The organism is Enterococcus sp. DIV0210g, from assembly GCF_050559705.1.
Taxonomy (GTDB): Bacteria; Bacillota; Bacilli; order Lactobacillales; family Enterococcaceae; genus Enterococcus_B; species Enterococcus_B faecalis_A.
The window spans coordinates 1,741,367-1,760,721 of the sequence record NZ_CP187903.1 but is presented as its reverse complement, the minus strand read 5'-3'; the positions used below and the strand labels follow the sequence as shown (position 1 = coordinate 1,760,721).

Sequence of the window (19,355 nt, the reverse complement as noted above, 5' to 3'; positions counted from 1 at the left end):
TTAAAATAATTTGCTATTCTATTTTAGAAATGTAAGTCATATTTTCAGAAAACATATAAATATGAAGAGGAGAAAATTCATGGAGAAACAAACAATCACAATTTATGACGTGGCAAGAGAAGCAAACGTTTCAATGGCTACTGTTTCCCGGGTCGTAAATGGCAACCCAAATGTAAAACCTGCTACTAGAAAGAAAGTCTTGGAAGTGATCGATCGTCTTGATTACCGTCCAAACGCGGTTGCACGTGGATTAGCAAGCAAAAAAACAACAACAGTCGGCGTAATCATCCCTGATGTAAGCAATATGTTCTTTGCTTCATTAGCACGAGGAATCGACGATGTTGCGACAATGTACAAATACAATATTATTTTGGCAAACTCAGATGGAAATGACCAAAAAGAAGTTAACGTTTTGAACAACTTGTTGGCGAAACAAGTTGACGGTGTGATTTTCATGGGTCACCATATCACAGATGAGATCCGCGGAGAATTTTCTCGTTCAAAAACTCCTGTTGTTTTAGCTGGTTCAATCGACCCAGACGAACAAGTAGGCAGTGTAAATATCGACTATACTTCAGCAACAAAAGATGCTGTCGATAAATTAGCGAAAAACGGCAACGAAAAAATCGCTTTTGTCAGCGGTGCATTAATTGATCCAATCAACGGCCAAAACCGTTTGAAAGGCTACAAAGAAGCATTGAAAGAAAACGGTTTGTCATACAGCGAAGGTTTGATCTTTGAAGCTGCTTACAACTTCAAAGACGGATTATCATTAGTTGATCGTATCCATAACAGCGGCGCAACTGCTGTGTATGTGTCAGATGATGAATTAGCGATCGGTATCTTAGACGGTATGATCGACAAAGGAATCAAAGTCCCTGAAGAATTCGAAATCATCACAAGCAACAATTCATTACTAACAGAAGTGGCTCGTCCTCGTTTGACAAGTATTACACAACCTTTATATGATATCGGTGCTGTTGCAATGCGTTTGTTGACAAAAATGATGAACAAAGAAGAAGTTGAAGAAAAAACAATCATTTTACCTTATGGAATCGAAGAAAAAGGTTCAACAAAATAAAGTAGAGATAAAGACCTAAAACAGCCTTGTTTTAGGTCTTTTTTTAATCAGCAGAGCGTGCAAAAAAATGCCCTGAAACAAATCTGTTTCAGGGCATTTCTGTATTAGTCAGCGTCGCCGACTTTGCTCCAATAATTTTTATAATCATCATCGGTGCCGCCGATCCCAAAGTGGAAAGTACTCTTCGCTGGTCCATTTTTAGCCCATAGCGATTCAACTTCTTTTTTCGGTGTCTGAACTTTTTTGTCGTCAACTTCGACTTTTCCAGATAGTTCTCCTGTAAAGGAAGAAACTTTCTTTTTGATGACATCGGAAGAGAGTTCGAATTTCTCGTCTTTGCCAAAGATATCTGGATTCGTTTGATAAATTCGATTGATCAAGTTGGCCATGTAATTCGCTGTTCGTTTACCAGCCGCACTTGTCATCGCCAGATTGTCATCATGTCCAGACCATCCGCTGATTGTGACAGAAGGCGTCGAGACGATCAGCCAAGAATCTCGATATTCATTGGTAGAACCGGTTTTACCGACCCAGTCTGCATTTCCAAGATCACTATTCAAACTTGTCAGAACATCTTTGAACGGTGTCGTTTTCTTCGCAGTGATTACACTTCGCATCAAGTCATTCATAATAGAGGCAGATGCTTCAGAGAAGACTCGAACTGGTTTTTCTTCGTGTTTGTAAATCACGTTTCCTGCATTGTCTGTAATAGAATCGATCATGTAGCCTTGCTGATAGACACCATTATTTGCCAATGCTTGGAACCCATTCGTTTGTTGCAAAGTAGTTACTTCAACCGTTCCCAGAGGTGCAGATTCAACACCCCAGTTGCTATTTGTCGGATAGTTCATTTTTGATAGATAACTTTCGTAAGCGTATTGTTTCGAGCCGCCTTTGTTCAAGACTTCTTGATAAAGGTGATACGCAGGGATGTTATTGGACCACTCCAATGTTTCCCGCAATGTTTGGAAGGTTTTTGAGCCTTCATTTGTCGCATTGACGATTTTTTGTCCGGCATAGCTGCCTTCTGACCAAGTCGCTGGATAATCAGAGACACGTGTTTCTGAACCAACTAAGCCCATGTCGATCGCAGGTCCATAAACGAGCACTGGTTTGATAGAAGAACCAGCTTGTCGCTGTGTAACAAACGCATGGTTGTTCTGGCTTTGGGCATAATCTCGACTGCCGATAAATCCGTAGATCCGTCCCGTTTTGTTATCCATCAAGACATTCCCAGTTTCGACGCGGTCACCAGTTCCGTCATCAAGCATATAGCCGTAATTTGCTACTGCGTCTTGCATCGCATTGTAAATATCTTTGTCGATCGTCGAGTGGATCGTATAGCCTTTGTTTTGGATGTTCTGTTGTGCTTTTTGATAGTAAGCTGCCTGTGTATCTTCATCGGATAGATCCGCGCCGTCTTTTTCCGCTAACTGTTTCGTGATGATTTGTGCTGCTTCATCCATCAATGTGTAATAAAGGAAGCCGTGATCTGCTTGTTTGGCAATTTCTTGCGGCAGAAAATCTTTCGCTAAATCATAGCTTTTTGCTTCTTCGTATTCTTCTTTTGTAATAGCTTTTTCGCGGTACATACTGAAGAGAACAAAATCTTTTCGTTCAAGTCCGGCAGAATAATCTTCTTTCAGCGCACCAGTATTAGTAAAAGGACTATAAGTGATCGGACTTTGAGGCAAACCAGCAATAAAGGCTGCTTGCGGCAAGTTCAGATCTTTTGCATCAACACCAAAAATCCCTTGAGCGGCTTCTTGGACACCAGCAATATTTTGTCCTTTGTTGTTTCTGCCAAATGGTGAGACATTTAGATAAGTAGTAATGATTTCATCTTTAGAAAAATATTTTTCGACTTGTGAAGCAAGCAAGATCTCATTTGCTTTCCGTTTAAAAGTCGTTTCATCTGTCAGGATCTGCTGTTTGACTAATTGCTGCGTCAATGTCGAACCGCCAGATGAACCAATGCCTGTTGCTTCAGAAACTAAAGCACGCAGCACTGCTTTTGGTACAAAACCTTTGTGTTCTTTGAAATATTCATCTTCGGTACTGATAAGTGCACTTTTTAAAAGCGGAGAAATCTGATCAGTGTTAACAGTCGTCCGCATCAAATCAGTTTGGATCTGTGCAATCTCTGAATTGTCTGAATAAACCAGCTTCGACGTTTCTGTGATATTACCCAATTCAACTTGTAATTCTTCTTTTGTCGGCGTACTTGTGTCTTCAACGAGGTAGGCAAAATAGCCAGAACCAATCCCGAACGCAAGGGCACCGCCCAAAAGCAGCAAAACAATAATAAGAACAGACAAAGACTGGAACACACGGAAAATGACATTTCCGATGAACCATTTTGGCTGTTGGGTACGCGACTGTTTGGAACGTCTATTTTTTTTTCGAGTATTTTTTCGTGGCAATGAGGTCACCTCAACTATGGATTGTATTTCGAATAATTATAGCAAAAAAACGACCAAAAAAATAGTGAGGGTCGATTTTCCTAATAAATTTTTGTACTTTTGACGATTTCTAAGAAAAAACAGTTCCGAAACTTTTCTTTATCTATGGTTTCAGTTACTATAAAAAAAGCACAATAGAATCAGGGGGAAAGAAGATGTTATTAGGGTCACATGTAAGTATGAGCGGGAAGAAGATGTTCTTAGGTTCTGCAGAAGAAGCAGCAAGCTACGGCGCTTCAACATTTATGATTTATACAGGCGCACCGCAAAATACCAGAAGAAAAGCAATCGAAGAAATGAACATTCCTGCTGCAAAGCAGTTTATGGCAGAAAACGGAATCAAAAATATCGTTGTTCATGCACCATACATCATTAATTTAGGCAATACTGTCAAACCAGAGATGTTTGGTTTTGCTGTGCAATTTTTACGAGATGAGATCGAACGTGCGCAAGCATTAGGCGCAGAACAAATCACCCTTCATCCAGGCGCGCATGTTGGTGCGGGCGCAGATGCTGGGATTGCAAGAATCATCGAGGGATTAAATGAAGTACTGACAAAAGACCAAACAGCACAAATCGCATTGGAAACGATGGCAGGAAAAGGAACAGAGATTGGACGGACATTTGATGAATTGGCAAAAATCATTGACGGCGTAACACTCAATGAAAAACTTTCGGTTACCTTTGACACTTGTCATACCAATGATGCAGGCTATGATGTCAAAAATGATTTTGACGGTGTTTTGACAGAATTTGATAAAATCATCGGACTAGATCGTTTGAAAGTGCTGCATATCAATGATTCGAAAAATGACCAAGGCTCACATAAAGATCGTCATGCGAATATTGGGTTTGGTACGATCGGTTTTGAAGCCTTGCACGGAATCGTCCACCATCCAAATTTTGAGACTGTACCAAAAATCTTAGAAACTCCTTACATTGGCGAAGATAAGAAGAATAAAAAAGCTCCTTACGGCCACGAGATAAACATGTTGAAGGAAGGCATATTTGATCCAGAAATGCTTTCAACTATTCTTGCTGCTGCTAAATAAAAAGAAGACCGCTGTACCTGATCAATAATCAGATACAGCGGTCTTTTTTTGCCTTTTAAGCTGTTTCTTTTACGAGTGCTTCTTGCCGTTTGTTTCCTTTATAAAGCTCAATGATCGTCCAAGCAAGTAAACCAAGGACTCCAATAATCACGCCGTAAGCGACTGTATCAGCAACTAATAGCATCGATTCAGAAAGATTATCTCCAAAAAGTCCTTCGATTTGACGAGGTAAGCCTTGGAGATTCAAATAGGTCAAACTGATTACAGAAAACCAGCCTAATAGTTTAACGAGCCATGAATTCTTGAAACGTTTGCCCATTTCTGTTTGGCTGTTGGTCATCATCAGCAATGGGATCATAGAGAAGGGAAGGGCGAATGCCAGAAAGACTTGCGAATCGTTCATCAGCTGATTCAATGCATTATGTTCTTCTAAAGTCCCTTTTCCGCTCGTAAGCAGGACACAGATAAGAACTGGCACGACAGAAAGTAGACGAGTAACTAATCTGCGCAGCCAAATAGGCATTCTCATATGGATGAATCCTTCCATGATGACTTGTCCAGTCAATGTACCAGTGATGGTTGAATTTTGGCCGGATGCCAGCAGTGCGACAGCAAACAATGTAGACAAGAGTCCAGATTTTGCTACAGTCATCAACACGCCATTACTCAATGTATCAGGATTTGAAAGAGCTTGATACAAACCGAAAAATGAAGGATCTTTTACGGCACCTGTTTTGAAGACGGCAACCCCCATGATCAGAAGCAGTGCATTAACGAAAAAAGCCATTGTCAATTGGATATTTGAATCCCAAGTTGTGAAGCGCAAGGCTTGAGCAACTTCTTCTTGATCCTCATGATCGATTTTTCTCGTTTGCGAGACAGCCGAATGCAAATAAAGGTTATGCGGCATCACTGTGGCACCGATGATCCCTAAAGCGCCAGTCAGCGGTGTTTGTCCGCCAATCGATGGAGAATCAGAAAATGTTTCTTTGGTTGGGATAAAGCCGCGCATCATTGCGTGCCAATCTGGATTAGACAATGCGACTTGATAAATAAAAACGAACAAGATCACGAAAATCAAACAGACGACGATTGCTTCGATTTTTCTAAATCCTACTTTTGTCAGCAACAATAAGAGCAGGACATCGAATACAGTAATGAAAACGGCATAAACCAGCGGAATGCCAAAAAGCAGATATAAAGCAATTGCTGCACCGATGACTTCTGCGATATCTGTTGCCATGATCGCAAGCTCTGTTAAGATCCACAACACGATCCCTAAGGCTTTGCTTGTTCTGGCACGAATCGCTTGCGCTAGGTCCATTTGGCTGACGATCCCTAATTTTGCCGCCATATATTGAAGCAGCATGGCAATCAAACTAGACATCAAAATAACGGACATCAGCATATATTGGAAATTTTGTCCTCCGGTAATGGATGTCGACCAATTCCCCGGGTCCATGTATCCGACTGCGACAAGAGCGCCAGGTCCGGAATAGGCTAGGAGGGTTTTAAAGAAACCTTTTCCTTTCGGTACGTTTACTGTGCCGTTCACTTCAGAAAGAGAGCGGCCGTTTGTATGTTCAAAAATCCTATGATTAGGAGAATGAGTAGAATGTTTGTTTTGATCATTCAAAAGAAAAACCACCTTTCTTCTTTTTACAGCATCATTCTACACCTAAATATTTGGAAAAGAAAGGAAAAAGTTTGGTTAGCCTAAACTTTTTTTGCGGCATGGCGATTTATCGATCGTTTCTTCAAATATACAGCTTTTGGCAGAAATAACACTTTTTTCTGTGAATATGAAGAAAACGCCTTTCTTTTTTGTTAAAACTCTAGTAAAATACTTGACTGAGAGCAATTCGGAAAAGAAAGGAGAGATTTAAATGGTATCAACAGGAATTGTCGTACTTATTGCAGTAATTGCATTGATCTTAGGCGCAGTAGGCGGGTTCTTCTTTGCGCGTAAATATATGAAAGACTATCTAGAAAAAAATCCTCCCGTTAATGAGGAAATGTTACGAACAATGATGATGTCTATGGGACAAAAGCCATCTGAGAAGAAAATTCGTCAGATGATGCAGCAAATGAAGAACCAAGGGAAAAAATAGGTTCTTTCCACTCATCGTTGTAAAGCAAGCGGGCTGATTTTCAGCCCGCTTTTTTTGTCTTTCTTATTCCTCGCCGCCAATCACCCGTTTTTAACTTCTGCCATCATCAACTAAGTATGCGAACAGTGAAGTGTTTTCGCTAAATCGCTCGAAAACAGCTTTTGCACTCTCAATTTTGTAAACATTTGTTCGTCGGAAATCGTAAGGAGCCGCTGCTTTTCAGAGGCTCAACTATAAGGAGGTATGTTATGTCGATTTTTAGAAAACTCGGCTGGTTTTTCAGACGAGAAAAGAAACACTATTTGATTGGTGTCTTCTCTTTGCTGTTAGTCGCTTTAGTCCAGTTAGTCCCGCCGAAAGTCATTGGGATCATCATTGATGAAATCGCCGACAATCGGATTTCTTTCCAAATCATCACCTATTGGATTGGTATTTTGCTTGCTGCTGCTGCTGCGCAATATATTTTTCGTTATATTTGGCGAATGAATATTTGGGGAAGTGCTGCGCGTCTTGAAAAAGAATTAAGAAAGCAGCTCTTTGCTCATTTTACTAAAATGGACAGTATTTTTTATCAAAAACATCGAACAGGTGATTTGATGGCGCATGCGACAAACGACTTGAATGCTATTCAAAACGTAGCAGGTGCCGGCATCTTGACCTTTGCAGACTCTTTGATCACAGGCGGTTCTACGATCATCGCGATGGTTTTGTTCGTCGATTGGCGGTTGACGCTGATTGTGCTGATCCCGTTACCTTTATTGGCAGTTACTTCTCGGATCTTAGGGACGAAACTGCATGATGCGTTTCGCGATGCGCAAGAAGCTTTTTCTAACATCAATGATAAGACACAAGAAAGTATCACTGGGATCAAAGTAATCAAAACGTTTGGACAAGAAAAAGAAGATCTGGAAGATTTTGAAACAAAGATAGAGGATGCCATCGTTAAAAACAAACGCGTCAATTTTTTGGACTCATTATTTGACCCATTCATTACATTGATCATTGGATTATCTTATGTAGCAACGATTATTGCTGGCGGAAAATTCGTCATGGATAAAACAATCACGATTGGTCAGCTTGTTTCTTTTATCAGTTATATTGGGATGCTGGTTTGGCCGATGTTTGCGATTGGTCGATTATTCAACGTGATGGAGCGGGGAAATGCTTCTTACGATCGGGTAAACGAATTGCTGCGGGAAAAAACACATGTAGTAGAACAATTAGGTGCATCTTCTGAACCAGCAAAAGGCAAAATCGAGATGGCAATTGATGCATTTTGTTATCCAAATGAAAAGCAGCCTTCACTAGAAAATATCGATTTTGCAATTGATGAAGGAGAAACACTTGGTATCGTCGGAAAAACAGGTGCCGGAAAGACCACGATCCTTAAACTGCTGATGCGTGAATATGACCGCTACGATGGGAAAATCGAATTTGGCGGAAAATCGATCAAAGATTATACCTTAGATGCTTTGTTGGGTTCGATCGGCTATGTGCCGCAAGATCATTTTCTGTTTTCTATGACCATCAGAGACAATATTCGTTTTGCCAACCCAGATTTTCCTTCAGAAAAAGTAGAAGAAGCAGCTGCTTTAGCATTTATCGACAATGAGATCAAAGCATTGCCTGAAGGATATGACACGCTGGTAGGCGAACGAGGTGTTTCTCTTTCAGGAGGACAAAAACAACGCCTTTCTATTGCACGAGCCCTGATTTTGAATCCTGAGCTGCTGATTTTAGATGATGCGTTGTCTGCCGTTGATGCAAAAACAGAAGAAGCAATCCTGCACAATTTGAAAGCTGCACGCCGCGACAAAACAACGATCATTTCGGCCCATCGTTTGAGCAGTGTGATGCACGCTCGGGAAATCCTTGTCATTGACGAAGGAACGATCATCGAACGCGGAAGCCATCAAGAATTGCTGGCACGCGGCGGCTGGTATAAAAAAATGTGGGACAAACAGCAGCTGGAAGCAAAAATCGAAGGAGGGGATAATTAATGGAAGAAAATCAACAGTCAGAATGGACGAAATCGATACCTGTAAAAGAACAGACCCAGATTATTAAACGTCTGCTCAAATTCGCTCAACCTTTTCGAAAAACATTTATTGTAGCGATTGGCTTTGCTTTTTTGTTATCGATTGTTAATGTAATCTTGCCGCGAATTATCCAGACCTTCATGGATAATTATCTTTCCAAAGAATCAGCGACGACACAGATCATTTTATTCTTTGCGGGACTTTATCTTTTTGGGATCGTGGTAAAAAGTATTATTTGGTTTTTTCAATGGTATTTATATTCCATGGCTTCCTTAAAAACGTATCAGCATATTCGTGTGAAATTGTTCGAGAAGCTCCATACACTGGGTATGCGGTACTTTGACCAAACACCAGCTGGTTCTACGGTTTCTCGTGTAACGAACGATACGGAAACACTGTTTGAGTTTTGGCACGTTTTCTTGATGGTCCTGACAGGGATTTTTGCAGTCGTTTCTTCCTTTATAGCGATGTTCCAAGTCAACCCTAAAATCGCTTTGTGGAATCTGCTTTTTTTGCCGATATTAGGGATCGTCATCTGGTACTATCAGAAATTTAGCTCAAGAATCTATCGAAACATGCGGGAAAAATTGAGTCAGCTGAATACAAAATTGAATGAATCCATCTCTGGCATGCGGATCATCCAGCAATTTCGTCAAGAAGCACGTTTAGCAAAAGAATTTGAAGCAGTCAATGAAGACTATCTTCAAACAAGATATGCGATGATCAAAACAAACTCGATTTTACTCAGTCCAATCATCAGCTTTCTTTATGCTTTGGCAATCGCGTTATCCTTGACATTGTTTGGGATCGACGCTATCCATTCGCCGGTTGAAGTCGGATTGATCTATGCTTTTACGACCTATGTCCAAGGATTTTTTAATCCAATGTCGCAAATGATGGATTTCCTAAGTATTTTTACAGACGGAATGGTTGCTGGAAGCCGTATTCTGAAAATCATGGATACAGAAGAATACACGCCGCAGCAAAATCCAGAGGCAGATGCTGAGATAGCTTTAGGGAAGATCGAATTCAAAAACGTCAGCTTTTCTTATGATGGAAAAAACAACGTACTGGAAAATATCTCTTTTGTCGCAAATCCGGGAGAAACTGTCGCTCTTGTAGGGCATACTGGAAGCGGAAAAAGTTCGATCATCAATGTACTGATGCGCTTCTATGAATTTTATGAAGGACAGATTTTGATCGATGATCGTGACATTCGCGACTATCCAATCGAAGAATTACGGAAAAAAATGGGACTGGTCTTGCAAGATGCTTTTATGTTCTACGGCGATATTGCAGGGAATATCCGAATGCTGAACCCTGAAATCACGGATCAGCAAATCAAAGAAGCCGCTGAATTTGTACAGGCAAGCCGATTCATTGAAACATTGCCAAATGGCTACCATGCCAAAGTAAATGAACGCGGCGCCAGTTATTCCAGTGGCCAAAGACAACTGATCTCTTTTGCGCGAACGATCGTGACAGATCCGAAAATCCTAGTACTAGATGAAGCAACAGCCAATATCGATACGGAAACAGAGAGTCTGATCCAAGAGGGCTTAGCCAAAATGCGTCAAGGCCGGACAACCATTGCGATCGCCCATCGTTTATCAACGATTCGCGATGCAGAACTGATTTTAGTCTTGGATAAAGGACACATCGTTGAAAGAGGCAATCACCAAGAGCTGCTGAAGCAAGAAGGACTTTATTCTGATATGTATAAACTCCAAAGCAGTGATTAAAGATAAATAATCTAATGGCAAAAATAAAACTTCCTGGCAGAACGAGATGAATCTGTTGGGGAGTTTTTTTGCAGGAAAACATCTATTTCTATTTTAAGAAAATATTGACAAGAAAACGCTTTATTTGCTAAAATAAAACCAACAAAATAGATGGATAGTGATTGCTCTGCGCAAGCTAAACCTGATTGACTCAACTCAGCCTATTTGAGTTGGGTTAGTTAGGTTTTTATTTTTCCAAACGGCTGGAACAGATGAATCGAAAGGAGTAAACAAATGCTGATTGAAAAAGTGTTGAACAATAACGTGGTAGTGACAAGAGATGACCAAAACAGAGAAGTCGTTGTTATGGGCAGAGGATTGGCGTTTAAAAAAAGAGCGGGAGATCCGATTGAGCCAACCGCGATCGACAAAGTTTTTCAACTAGCAAACGGCGGCTTTTCCAGACAGTTCCAAGAGCTGATCAAAGATGTACCCTTGGAATACTTTGAGACAGCAGCTGAAATCATTGCTTATACAAAACAGCAGCTCCGTGTTTCTTTAAATGAATCAATCTACATTTCTTTGACCGATCACTTACATACGGCGATCGAACGGCAAAAGAACGGGATTACCATCCCAAACGTATTATTGTGGGACATCAAGCAGCTTTTTCCAGATGAATTTGCCATCGGAAAGAAGACTGTAGCAAAAGTATCTAAAAGATATAACATCCAGCTTTCAGAAAATGAGGCCGGTTTTATTGCCCTTCATTTAGTCAATGCACAGTCAGAACAAGAAAAAATGACTGATATGTATACCTTTACGAAAACGATGCAGGATATTTTGAACATCGTTCGTTATCATTTTGGCCTTTCTTTTGACGAAGAGTCTGTCTACTTTTACCGTTTCACGACTCACCTGCGTTTCTTTTTGACCAGAGTCCTTAATCATGAAGAGGTCCAAAAAAGTGAAGTAGAAGAAGAGCTTTTGGCAATCGTCCAGAAAAAATATCCAAACGCTAGAAATTGCGCGGGGAAAATCACCCAATTTTTGAAAGAACGATTTGATTATGCGATCTCACAAGATGAAATCATGTATTTGACGATCCATATCGCGCGTTTGGTTCAACGAGTCTAGCTTTATTTATTCCGAAAATAGGACATATTTGTCCTTTTAAAAAACAAAAGGAGGATCGTAGAAAGAAAGCAGCTTTACAGGATAGTGACATTCAGTTGGCTAAACCTTCAATCAATCATAATTGGAGGAAGAAGAAAATGGGAAAATACCACGAATTAGCAAGTAAAATCGTAGAAAATGTCGGCGGGAAAGAAAATATCAATAGTTTGACGCATTGTATCACGCGGCTTCGCTTCAAATTAAAAAATGAAGAAAAAGCAAATGACGAGATCTTGAAAAACATGGACGGTGTTGTAACGGTCATGAAAAGCGGCGGGCAGTACCAAGTCGTGATTGGAAATCATGTGCCAGATGTTTATGCAGATGTCGTTGATGTTGCGGGAATCAGTGGTGAGACAGAGGGGACTGTTTCGGAAGGGAACTTGTTTAATCGTCTGATTGACATTCTAAGCGGTTGTTTCCAACCATTCCTAGGTGCATTAGCTGCTGCCGGGATGGTCAAAGGATTGAATGCGTTATTTGTTTTCTTGAACTTTTACACAGACACTTCGGGAACGTACACAATGTTGAATGGAATCGGGGATGCTATTTTTTACTTCATGCCAGTGATTCTCGGATATACGGCAGGAAAGAAATTTGGTTTGAATCCAATGGTAGGAATCGTGATTGGCGCGGCTCTTTGTTATCCAGCCGTTCAAAGGGATGCACTTAGAGCAGCTTTTGAAGCAGGTGGAGGTACAGGCGCACCCTACAGCTTACTTGGATTGCCAGCCTATGAAACATTTTTAGGGATTCCATGGGTAGGTGCGAATTATACAAGTAGTGTAGTACCAATCATCTTTATTGTGGCTTTTGCTGCCCAGATACAAAAAGTTGCCAAGAAAATAATACCTTCCGTCGTTCAAACATTTTTAGTGCCGCTTGCTGTTTTGCTGATTGCACTGCCAATCGGATTTCTAGTAATTGGCCCAATCATCAGCATGTTGACAGACTGGTTAAGTCTTGGATTCCAAGCATTGATGGATTTTTCACCAGCGATTTACGGTGCAGTTTTAGGTTTCTTCTGGCAAGTATTAGTTATTTTCGGATTACACTGGAGCGTTATCCCGATTGCAATCATGCAAGTAACACAAGAAGGTGCGAGCCAAGTCCTTGTAGGTGTATTTGGTGCTAGTTTTGCCCAAACAGCCGTTGTCGCAGCAATGTACTTCAAATTAAAAGACAAAAAACTAAAAGCTTTGTGTCCGCCAGCGATTATTTCAGGGATTTTCGGTGTGACCGAACCAGCGATTTATGGGATTACGTTACCGAAAAAGAAACCATTTATTTATTCGATGATTGGCGGAAGTATTTCTGGTCTATACATGATGATCAATCAAGTAACAGGTTATACAGTTGGAGGGCTAGGGATTTTCGGCGTTGTTAGTTACATTGATGGAAACGATGCTAGCGGGATGTTCCAATCATTTATTGGGATCGCCATTGCTATGGTCATTGGTTTCGGTTTGACCTTTTTCTTATGGAAAGATGATGCAGAAGAGACTGAATATGAAAAAACAGAATTGAAGCAGACGATTGAAAACAAGGAAAGCGTAGTGACACCGATCCAAGGACAAATCGCCCCATTAAGTACAGCAAAAGATGCGGCATTTGCTGAAGGTGTACTAGGACGCGGCATTTTGATCCATCCAGAAAAAGGAGAAGTAAGAGCACCATTTGACGGCACCATCATGACTTTGTTCAAAACAAAACATGCAATCGGTCTGGTTTCTGATAACGGTCTGGAATTGCTGATCCATGTTGGTCTTGATACCGTTCAGTTAGATGGAAAATATTTCAAGAACTTTGTTGAGCAAGGTGATCATGTGAAGCAAGGCGATTTGCTGCTTGAGTTTGATATCAAAGCCATTGAAGAAGCAGGATATAGCGTTGAAACACCAATTATCATCACCAATTCGGCTGACTATCTCGATATTCTGGAAAATCAAGGGAATTCAGTCAAAACGGGTGAAGAGTTGATTACTGCATTGATTTAGAAAAAAATAAAACAGAGACACGAAGAACTATACGAACAGCCGCAAAAACAGGTAAGTTTTGCGGCTGTTGTGAGGGAGTCGTTCAAGTGAATGCTTCTTCGGCATTAAGAGTGAAAAGTTAAAAATAGGAAGAGCTGTTTTACGAAATCTTTCATTAATGCTCGGAGCTGAACGGTTCATTTACAATTTCTGTAAACGGTGTTCGCCAAGCTGACTTTCGGCATTAACTCAAAAATCTGCAAAACATAAAAAGCTGTTTCACAGATTTCTTCTTTAATGCTCAAGTCAAAACGCTTTGCTCGCAACCTCTATCTAAACGGTGTTCAAACGATTGCTTCTACGGAATTAAGTCCAACAAATTAAAAATATGAAAAGCTATTTCTAATTTGTCATTCTTAATTCTTGAAGCAGAACATCGTTTTCACAACCTCTTCTCAATTAGGCAAAAACGAATCTGAAAGCTGGATTTTTGCCTTGGGTTCTTTTTCCTGCATGATCGATGAAGTGGTATTTCTTTTATCGACTTGCTGGCCGATAGAAATAAGATGGTTCAGATTTTTTTGGTATTCTTCGGCAAAAACACAAGAATACAAAACATCTAACAGATAACAGATCGAGGTATTGATCGTAAAATTCCCGATTTTTGAATACAACCGTTCTCGAGTGGTCATACGTAAAGAAGCATCGCTTACTAACGAGAGTGAATTGTCACCGATACTGGTCAAAGATAAAATCGGGATATTTTTTTGTTTAAGGATCGAAGCTGTTTGGAGGATCATGCTGTTTTCTCCTGTATAAGAAATCAGCAGAGCACAGCTGCCGGGCATACAATTATGCGCTTCATAAGCAGACTCGCCGAATGTTGTCACAATACTGACTTCTTTTTTGATCCGTTTCATTTTCAACATAAAATCTTGAGAAATCAGGGTATTGGCATTGCTGGCAAAAATCACGATCTTATCTGATTGGAGCAGCAGACGTTTTGCTTTCTGCAATTCATCGTGATGCAAAAGAGACAGCGTATCTTGTAAAGTTGTTTGTTCTAGTACGGCTAGTTTATTAGCAATAGTCATGATCCCGTCAGAAGATGAGAAAGGAAAGTTTGCATCAACATGTTGGAAATGACTTTCCAAATAACTGATTTCTTCTAAATAAGAATCGCGTAATTCGATCCATCCGCTGAATCCTAGTTTTTTTGACAAGCGAATTAGTGTAGAAGGATGGACATAACACTGATCTGCAATGGCTTTGATCGTCAGTGAAGCAATTTCTGCTTTGTTTTCAAATAAAAAATGCACGACAGTATTTTCGGCATTGGATAGATTGGTTTGTTTCATTCGTTCATGAAGAAGCATCGTTTTTTCTCCTTTTTTCTTTTTATTATATAAGTTATGTAAATAAAATGTAACCGTTTTTAAATGTTATTTACAAAAAAGGTGAATAAAAATCGAATATTTGTAAACGAGAAATGAAAAATCCAGATAGATATTGAGAGAAACATTTACAAATAACATAATTAAGTTGTAAATAAAAAAGAGAGGAGCCAACCAATGAAAGGAATCAAAATCGCAACAATCGGCGGAGGCAGCAGCTATACACCAGAACTGATGGAGGGATTCATCAAACGATACGATGAATTACCGATAAGCGAGATTTGGCTGGTCGATGTTGAAGAAGGAAAAGAAAAATTAGAGATCGTCAGTAAAATGGCTCAAAGAATGTGGGATGCAACCCCTTATGATGTAAAAATCTATGCTACGCTGAATCGTGAAGAAGCCTTGAAAGATGCAGATTTTGTAACGACACAATTTCGTGTAGGTCAATTGAATGCACGGATCAAAGACGAACGGATCCCAGCTTATTATGGCATGATCGGACAAGAAACCAATGGCGCTGGCGGTATGTTCAAAGCATTTCGAACAGTCCCAGTGATTTTATCAGTTGTAGAAGATATGAAACGTCTTTGTCCGAATGCTTGGTTGATCAACTTTGCAAATCCAAGCGGTATGGTGACAGAAGCAGTTATTCGTTACGGAAAATGGGACAAAGTAATTGGTTTATGTAATGTGCCTGTGATGGCGATGATGACCGAACCAGAGATGTTGAAAAAAGAAAAACAAGAACTGATTTACAAGTTTGCTGGTTTGAACCATTTCCATTGGCATAAAGTGGCAGATGAAAAAGGGAACGACCTTACAGACCAGTTGATCGACCGTCTATATGATGAAGAAAACGGACTGCCGAAAAACATCTTTGATATCCCATTTTTCAAAGAACAATTAAAACAAATGCAAATGATTCCTTGCGGCTATCACCGCTATTATTATCGTGAAGAAGAGATGCTGGAACACGCACTAGAAGAATATAAAACAATCGGTACCCGAGCACAGCAAGTTAAAGAGACCGAAGCTGAATTATTTGAGTTGTACAAAGATCCGCATCTAGACCACAAGCCAGAGCAATTGCAAAAACGCGGTGGTGCTTACTATTCTGATGCTGCTTGTGAAACAATTGCATCAATTTATGGGAACAAGGAAACGCAAATCGTCGTTTCTGCTAAAAATGACGGAGCTGTCCCAGATCTTCCAGCAGACTGTGTCGTGGAAGTGACAGCCTATGTGGGCGCGCAAGGTGCAAGAAATGTTGCTTTTGGGTCTTTACCAACAGCAGAAAGAGGCTGGCTGCAAGTCATGAAAAACATGGAATTAGTGACGATCGAAGCAGCGGTTACAGGAGATTACGGAACGGCATTGCAAGCATTCACGATCAATCCGCTGATCCGTTCAGGAAAAACAGCCAAACGTATCATGGATGAATTATTTATTGCGCATAAAGAACATTTGCCGCAATTTAAAGAAGCAATCGAAAAACTGGAACAAGAAGGTATCGAAGTCCAAGATGAATTGGCAAGAAAATTATCGACAAAAGAAGTATTGGAGGAAGTTTGATGGGATTTAGAAAAGACTTTTTGTGGGGTGGCGCAACAGCAGCCAATCAATGTGAAGGCGGATATAACGAAGGCGGAAGAGGCTTAGCAAACGTTGATGTTGTACCCATCGGCAAAGATCGTTTTCCAGTAATCACTGGTGAACAGAAAATGTTTGACTTCGATGATACACATTTTTATCCTGCGAAAGTCGCAATCGATATGTATCATCGTTACGAGGAAGATATTGCTTTGTTTGCAGAAATGGGGTTCAAAACGTATCGGATGTCTATTGCCTGGAGTCGTATCTTCCCAATGGGCGATGAGAAAGAACCGAATGAAGAAGGCTTGCTGTTTTATGAAAAAGTCTTTAAAGAGTGTAAAAAATACGGAATCGAACCATTAGTGACGATCACACACTTTGACTGCCCAATGCACTTGATCGAAAAATATGGCGCATGGCGTTCCCGAGAACTGGTCGGCTTTTATGAAAATCTTTGCCGTGTGATTTTTAACCGCTATAAAGGATTAGTGAAGTATTGGCTGACTTTCAATGAAATCAATATGATCCTTCACGCACCATTTATGGGGGCTGGTCTTTACTTTGAAGAAGGCGAAAACAAAGAACAAATCAAATATCAAGCAGCCCATCATGAACTTTTAGCGAGCGCTGTAGCTACAAAAATCGCTCATGAAGTAGACCCTGAAAACCAAGTTGGCTGTATGTTGGCAGCAGGCGCAAACTATTCTTACACATGCAAACCAGAAGATGTCTGGGCATCAAGAAAAGCAGATCGGGAAAATTATTTCTTTATTGATGTACAATCACGTGGAGAATACCCAGCTTACGCATTGAAAGAGATGGAAAGACAAGGAATCGAGATCGAGATGCAGCCGGAAGACTTGGCGCTTTTGAAGGAGCATACAGTTGATTTTATCTCCTTCTCTTATTACTCTTCTCGTGTTTCTACGACAGATAAGGAATTGTTGGAACAAACACAAGGAAATATTTTTGCATCGGTCAAGAATCCTTATCTAGAAGCAAGTGAATGAGGCTGGCAAATTGATCCGCTTGGGTTGAGAATCACAATGAATGATTTGTATGACCGTTACCAAAAACCATTATTTATTGTCGAAAACGGCTTAGGTGCGGTAGATGAACCGGATGAGAACGGGTATGTAGAAGATGATTATCGTATCGAGTATTTAGCAGCGCATATCCAAGCAATGAAAGATGCCGTAGAACAAGATGGTGTTGATTTGCTAGGCTATACTACTTGGGGATGTATCGATCTTGTCTCTGCGGGAACCGGCGAAATGAAAAAACGATACGGATTTATCTATGTGGACAGAGACAATGAAGGAAATGGTACCCTTGAACGTACGAAGAAAAAGTCATTTGACTGGTACAAACAAGTGATTGCGTCGAATGGTGAAGATTTGAGTAATTTGAAAGAAGCGGTCAGCGTATCAGAATAAGAAGACAAATCTATTGATTGAACAAAAAGGAGCGGGTCGACCAAGGTCGCAGCTCCTTTTTTCTTTTGATAAAAGTCTTATTTTTAGTTCCTATTCTTCGTTGTTTTTCTTGGTTTCTTTCTATATAATGAGACTGTTGAACTGACCAAGCAGATTAATAGACTTTTTTGTTTTTTGGCTGTAAAGTAAGACTACTTGATTTTATGGAGGAATGTACATATGTATGATGTGATCGTCATTGGCGCAGGTCCTGCTGGGATGACTGCTGCATTATATGCTTCACGCTCAAATCTATCAGTATTGATGATCGAACGTGGTGCACCAGGCGGACAAATGAATAACACAGCAGAAATCGAGAACTACCCTGGTTTCGAATCAATCATGGGACCTGAATTAGCTTATAAAATGTATGAAGGTGTATCAAAATTCGGTACAGAAAATGCGTATGGTATCGTTGAAGATATCAAAGACCACGGCGACTACAAAGAAGTTGTCTGTGAAGACCAATCTTACCAAGGTAAAACAGTGATTATTGCCACAGGTTGTGTGCATCGTAAACTAGGTGCGAAAGGTGAAGAAGAATTTGCAGGCCGCGGCGTTTCTTATTGCGCAGTTTGTGATGGTGCCTTTTTCCGTAACAAACGCTTAGTCGTTGTCGGCGGCGGAGACTCTGCTGTAGAAGAAGCAATCTATTTGACACAATTTGCTTCAGAAGTAGTGATCGTACACCGCAGAGACGAATTACGCGCACAAAAAATCATTCAAGAACGCGCATTTGCTAATGAAAAAATCTCATTCATTTGGGACACAGTCGTGGAAGAGATCATTGGGAATGAAATGGTTGTGACTGGCGTTAAAACACGCAATCTTAAAACAGATGCTGTTGTTGATTTAGCAGCAGATGGCGTCTTCATTTATGTTGGTTTAGATCCATTGACAGAACCATTCAAGAAGTCTGGTTTGACCAATGAAGCTGGCTGGATCCCAACAGACCAAGAAATGAAAACATCAATGCCAGGCGTTTACGCAATTGGCGACGTTCGTGAGAAAGAATTGCGCCAAATCACGACAGCAGTTGGCGAAGGCGGTATTGCTGGACAACAAGTATACAAATACTTAGAAGATTTAAAAGAACAAACAGAAGCAAAATAAATACGTAGATTGCGCGCATCAAGTTGAAAAACTTTTTGGGTAAATCGTTTGATTTTCTGCAAAAAAGACTGGCTGACAGAACAATGTCCCAGTCTTTTTTGTTTGCCTTTTTGCTTCCGTGAAACCGCAAAAAGTGATTTTTTCTCAAATATGAAAATA

Annotated in this window: 12 protein-coding genes and 1 pseudogene; 10 read left to right on the top strand and 3 right to left on the bottom strand. The window is 40.4% G+C overall.

Features of this window, described 5'->3' with window-relative positions; translation table 11 throughout:
* Positions 1-79 precede the first annotated feature (79 nt).
* The gene (gene ccpA / locus IGI64_RS08540; RefSeq protein WP_034861497.1) at positions 80-1,081 is read left to right on the top strand and encodes a catabolite control protein A; all 1,002 of its coding nucleotides are present in this window, start codon (positions 80-82) and stop codon (positions 1,079-1,081) included.
* A 104-nt stretch (positions 1,082-1,185) separates the two neighbouring features.
* On the opposite strand, the gene IGI64_RS08535 is transcribed toward ccpA, so the two are convergent.
* A complete protein-coding gene (locus tag IGI64_RS08535) occupies positions 1,186-3,504 on the bottom strand; it encodes a transglycosylase domain-containing protein (protein WP_429940194.1) in 2,319 nt (772 codons plus the stop codon).
* 194 nt (positions 3,505-3,698) lie between these two features.
* Here IGI64_RS08535 and IGI64_RS08530 point away from each other — a divergent pair, with 194 nt between their 5' ends.
* Positions 3,699-4,595 carry a deoxyribonuclease IV gene (locus IGI64_RS08530; protein WP_034861499.1) on the top strand — a complete coding sequence of 299 codons (897 nt, stop codon included), beginning with the start codon at positions 3,699-3,701 and terminating at the stop codon, positions 4,593-4,595.
* Between the two features lie 55 nt (positions 4,596-4,650).
* Here the strand turns inward: IGI64_RS08530 and IGI64_RS08525 are convergent, their stop codons facing one another.
* A complete protein-coding gene (locus IGI64_RS08525) occupies positions 4,651-6,231 on the bottom strand; it encodes an Nramp family divalent metal transporter (RefSeq protein ID WP_429940193.1) in 1,581 nt (526 codons plus the stop codon).
* A gap of 250 nt (positions 6,232-6,481) precedes the next feature.
* Between IGI64_RS08525 and IGI64_RS08520 the strand changes: the two genes are divergently transcribed.
* The 5 genes from IGI64_RS08520 (at position 6,482) to IGI64_RS08500 (ending at position 13,639) form a co-directional block, all read left to right on the top strand.
* Positions 6,482-6,706, top strand: coding sequence for a YneF family protein (locus IGI64_RS08520; RefSeq protein ID WP_016623504.1), 225 nt, complete (start codon positions 6,482-6,484; stop codon positions 6,704-6,706).
* A gap of 248 nt (positions 6,707-6,954) precedes the next feature.
* Positions 6,955-8,706 carry an ABC transporter ATP-binding protein gene (locus tag IGI64_RS08515; protein WP_429940192.1) on the top strand — a complete coding sequence of 584 codons (1,752 nt, stop codon included), beginning with the start codon at positions 6,955-6,957 and terminating at the stop codon, positions 8,704-8,706.
* Positions 8,706-10,487: an ABC transporter ATP-binding protein gene (locus IGI64_RS08510; RefSeq protein WP_429940191.1), complete on the top strand. Its 1,782-nt coding sequence runs from the start codon at positions 8,706-8,708 to the stop codon at positions 10,485-10,487. The genes IGI64_RS08515 and IGI64_RS08510 overlap by 1 nt, the downstream gene beginning before the upstream one ends.
* A 273-nt stretch (positions 10,488-10,760) precedes the next feature.
* Positions 10,761-11,603, top strand: a complete 843-nt coding sequence (licT, locus tag IGI64_RS08505; protein WP_429940190.1) for a BglG family transcription antiterminator LicT — start codon at positions 10,761-10,763, stop codon at positions 11,601-11,603.
* 137 nt (positions 11,604-11,740) lie between these two features.
* Complete coding sequence (locus IGI64_RS08500) at positions 11,741-13,639, top strand: beta-glucoside-specific PTS transporter subunit IIABC (protein WP_429940189.1); 1,899 nt, start codon at positions 11,741-11,743, stop codon at positions 13,637-13,639.
* Between the two features lie 434 nt (positions 13,640-14,073).
* Here the strand turns inward: IGI64_RS08500 and IGI64_RS08495 are convergent, their stop codons facing one another.
* Positions 14,074-14,994, bottom strand: coding sequence for a MurR/RpiR family transcriptional regulator (locus IGI64_RS08495; protein WP_429940188.1), 921 nt, complete (start codon positions 14,992-14,994; stop codon positions 14,074-14,076).
* A 195-nt stretch (positions 14,995-15,189) separates the two neighbouring features.
* Between IGI64_RS08495 and IGI64_RS08490 the strand changes: the two genes are divergently transcribed.
* From IGI64_RS08490 to trxB, 3 genes and pseudogenes are all read left to right on the top strand, one after another.
* Positions 15,190-16,587 carry a 6-phospho-beta-glucosidase gene (locus tag IGI64_RS08490; protein ID WP_429940187.1) on the top strand — a complete coding sequence of 466 codons (1,398 nt, stop codon included), beginning with the start codon at positions 15,190-15,192 and terminating at the stop codon, positions 16,585-16,587.
* A pseudogene (locus IGI64_RS08485) lies at positions 16,587-18,044 on the top strand (6-phospho-beta-glucosidase). The gene IGI64_RS08490 and the pseudogene IGI64_RS08485 overlap by 1 nt, the downstream one beginning before the upstream one ends.
* Positions 18,045-18,242: 198 nt before the next feature.
* Positions 18,243-19,196 (top strand): thioredoxin-disulfide reductase, encoded by a 954-nt coding sequence (gene trxB, locus IGI64_RS08480; RefSeq protein WP_429940766.1) that lies wholly within the window; start codon positions 18,243-18,245, stop codon positions 19,194-19,196.
* The last annotated feature ends 159 nt before the right edge of the window (positions 19,197-19,355 follow it).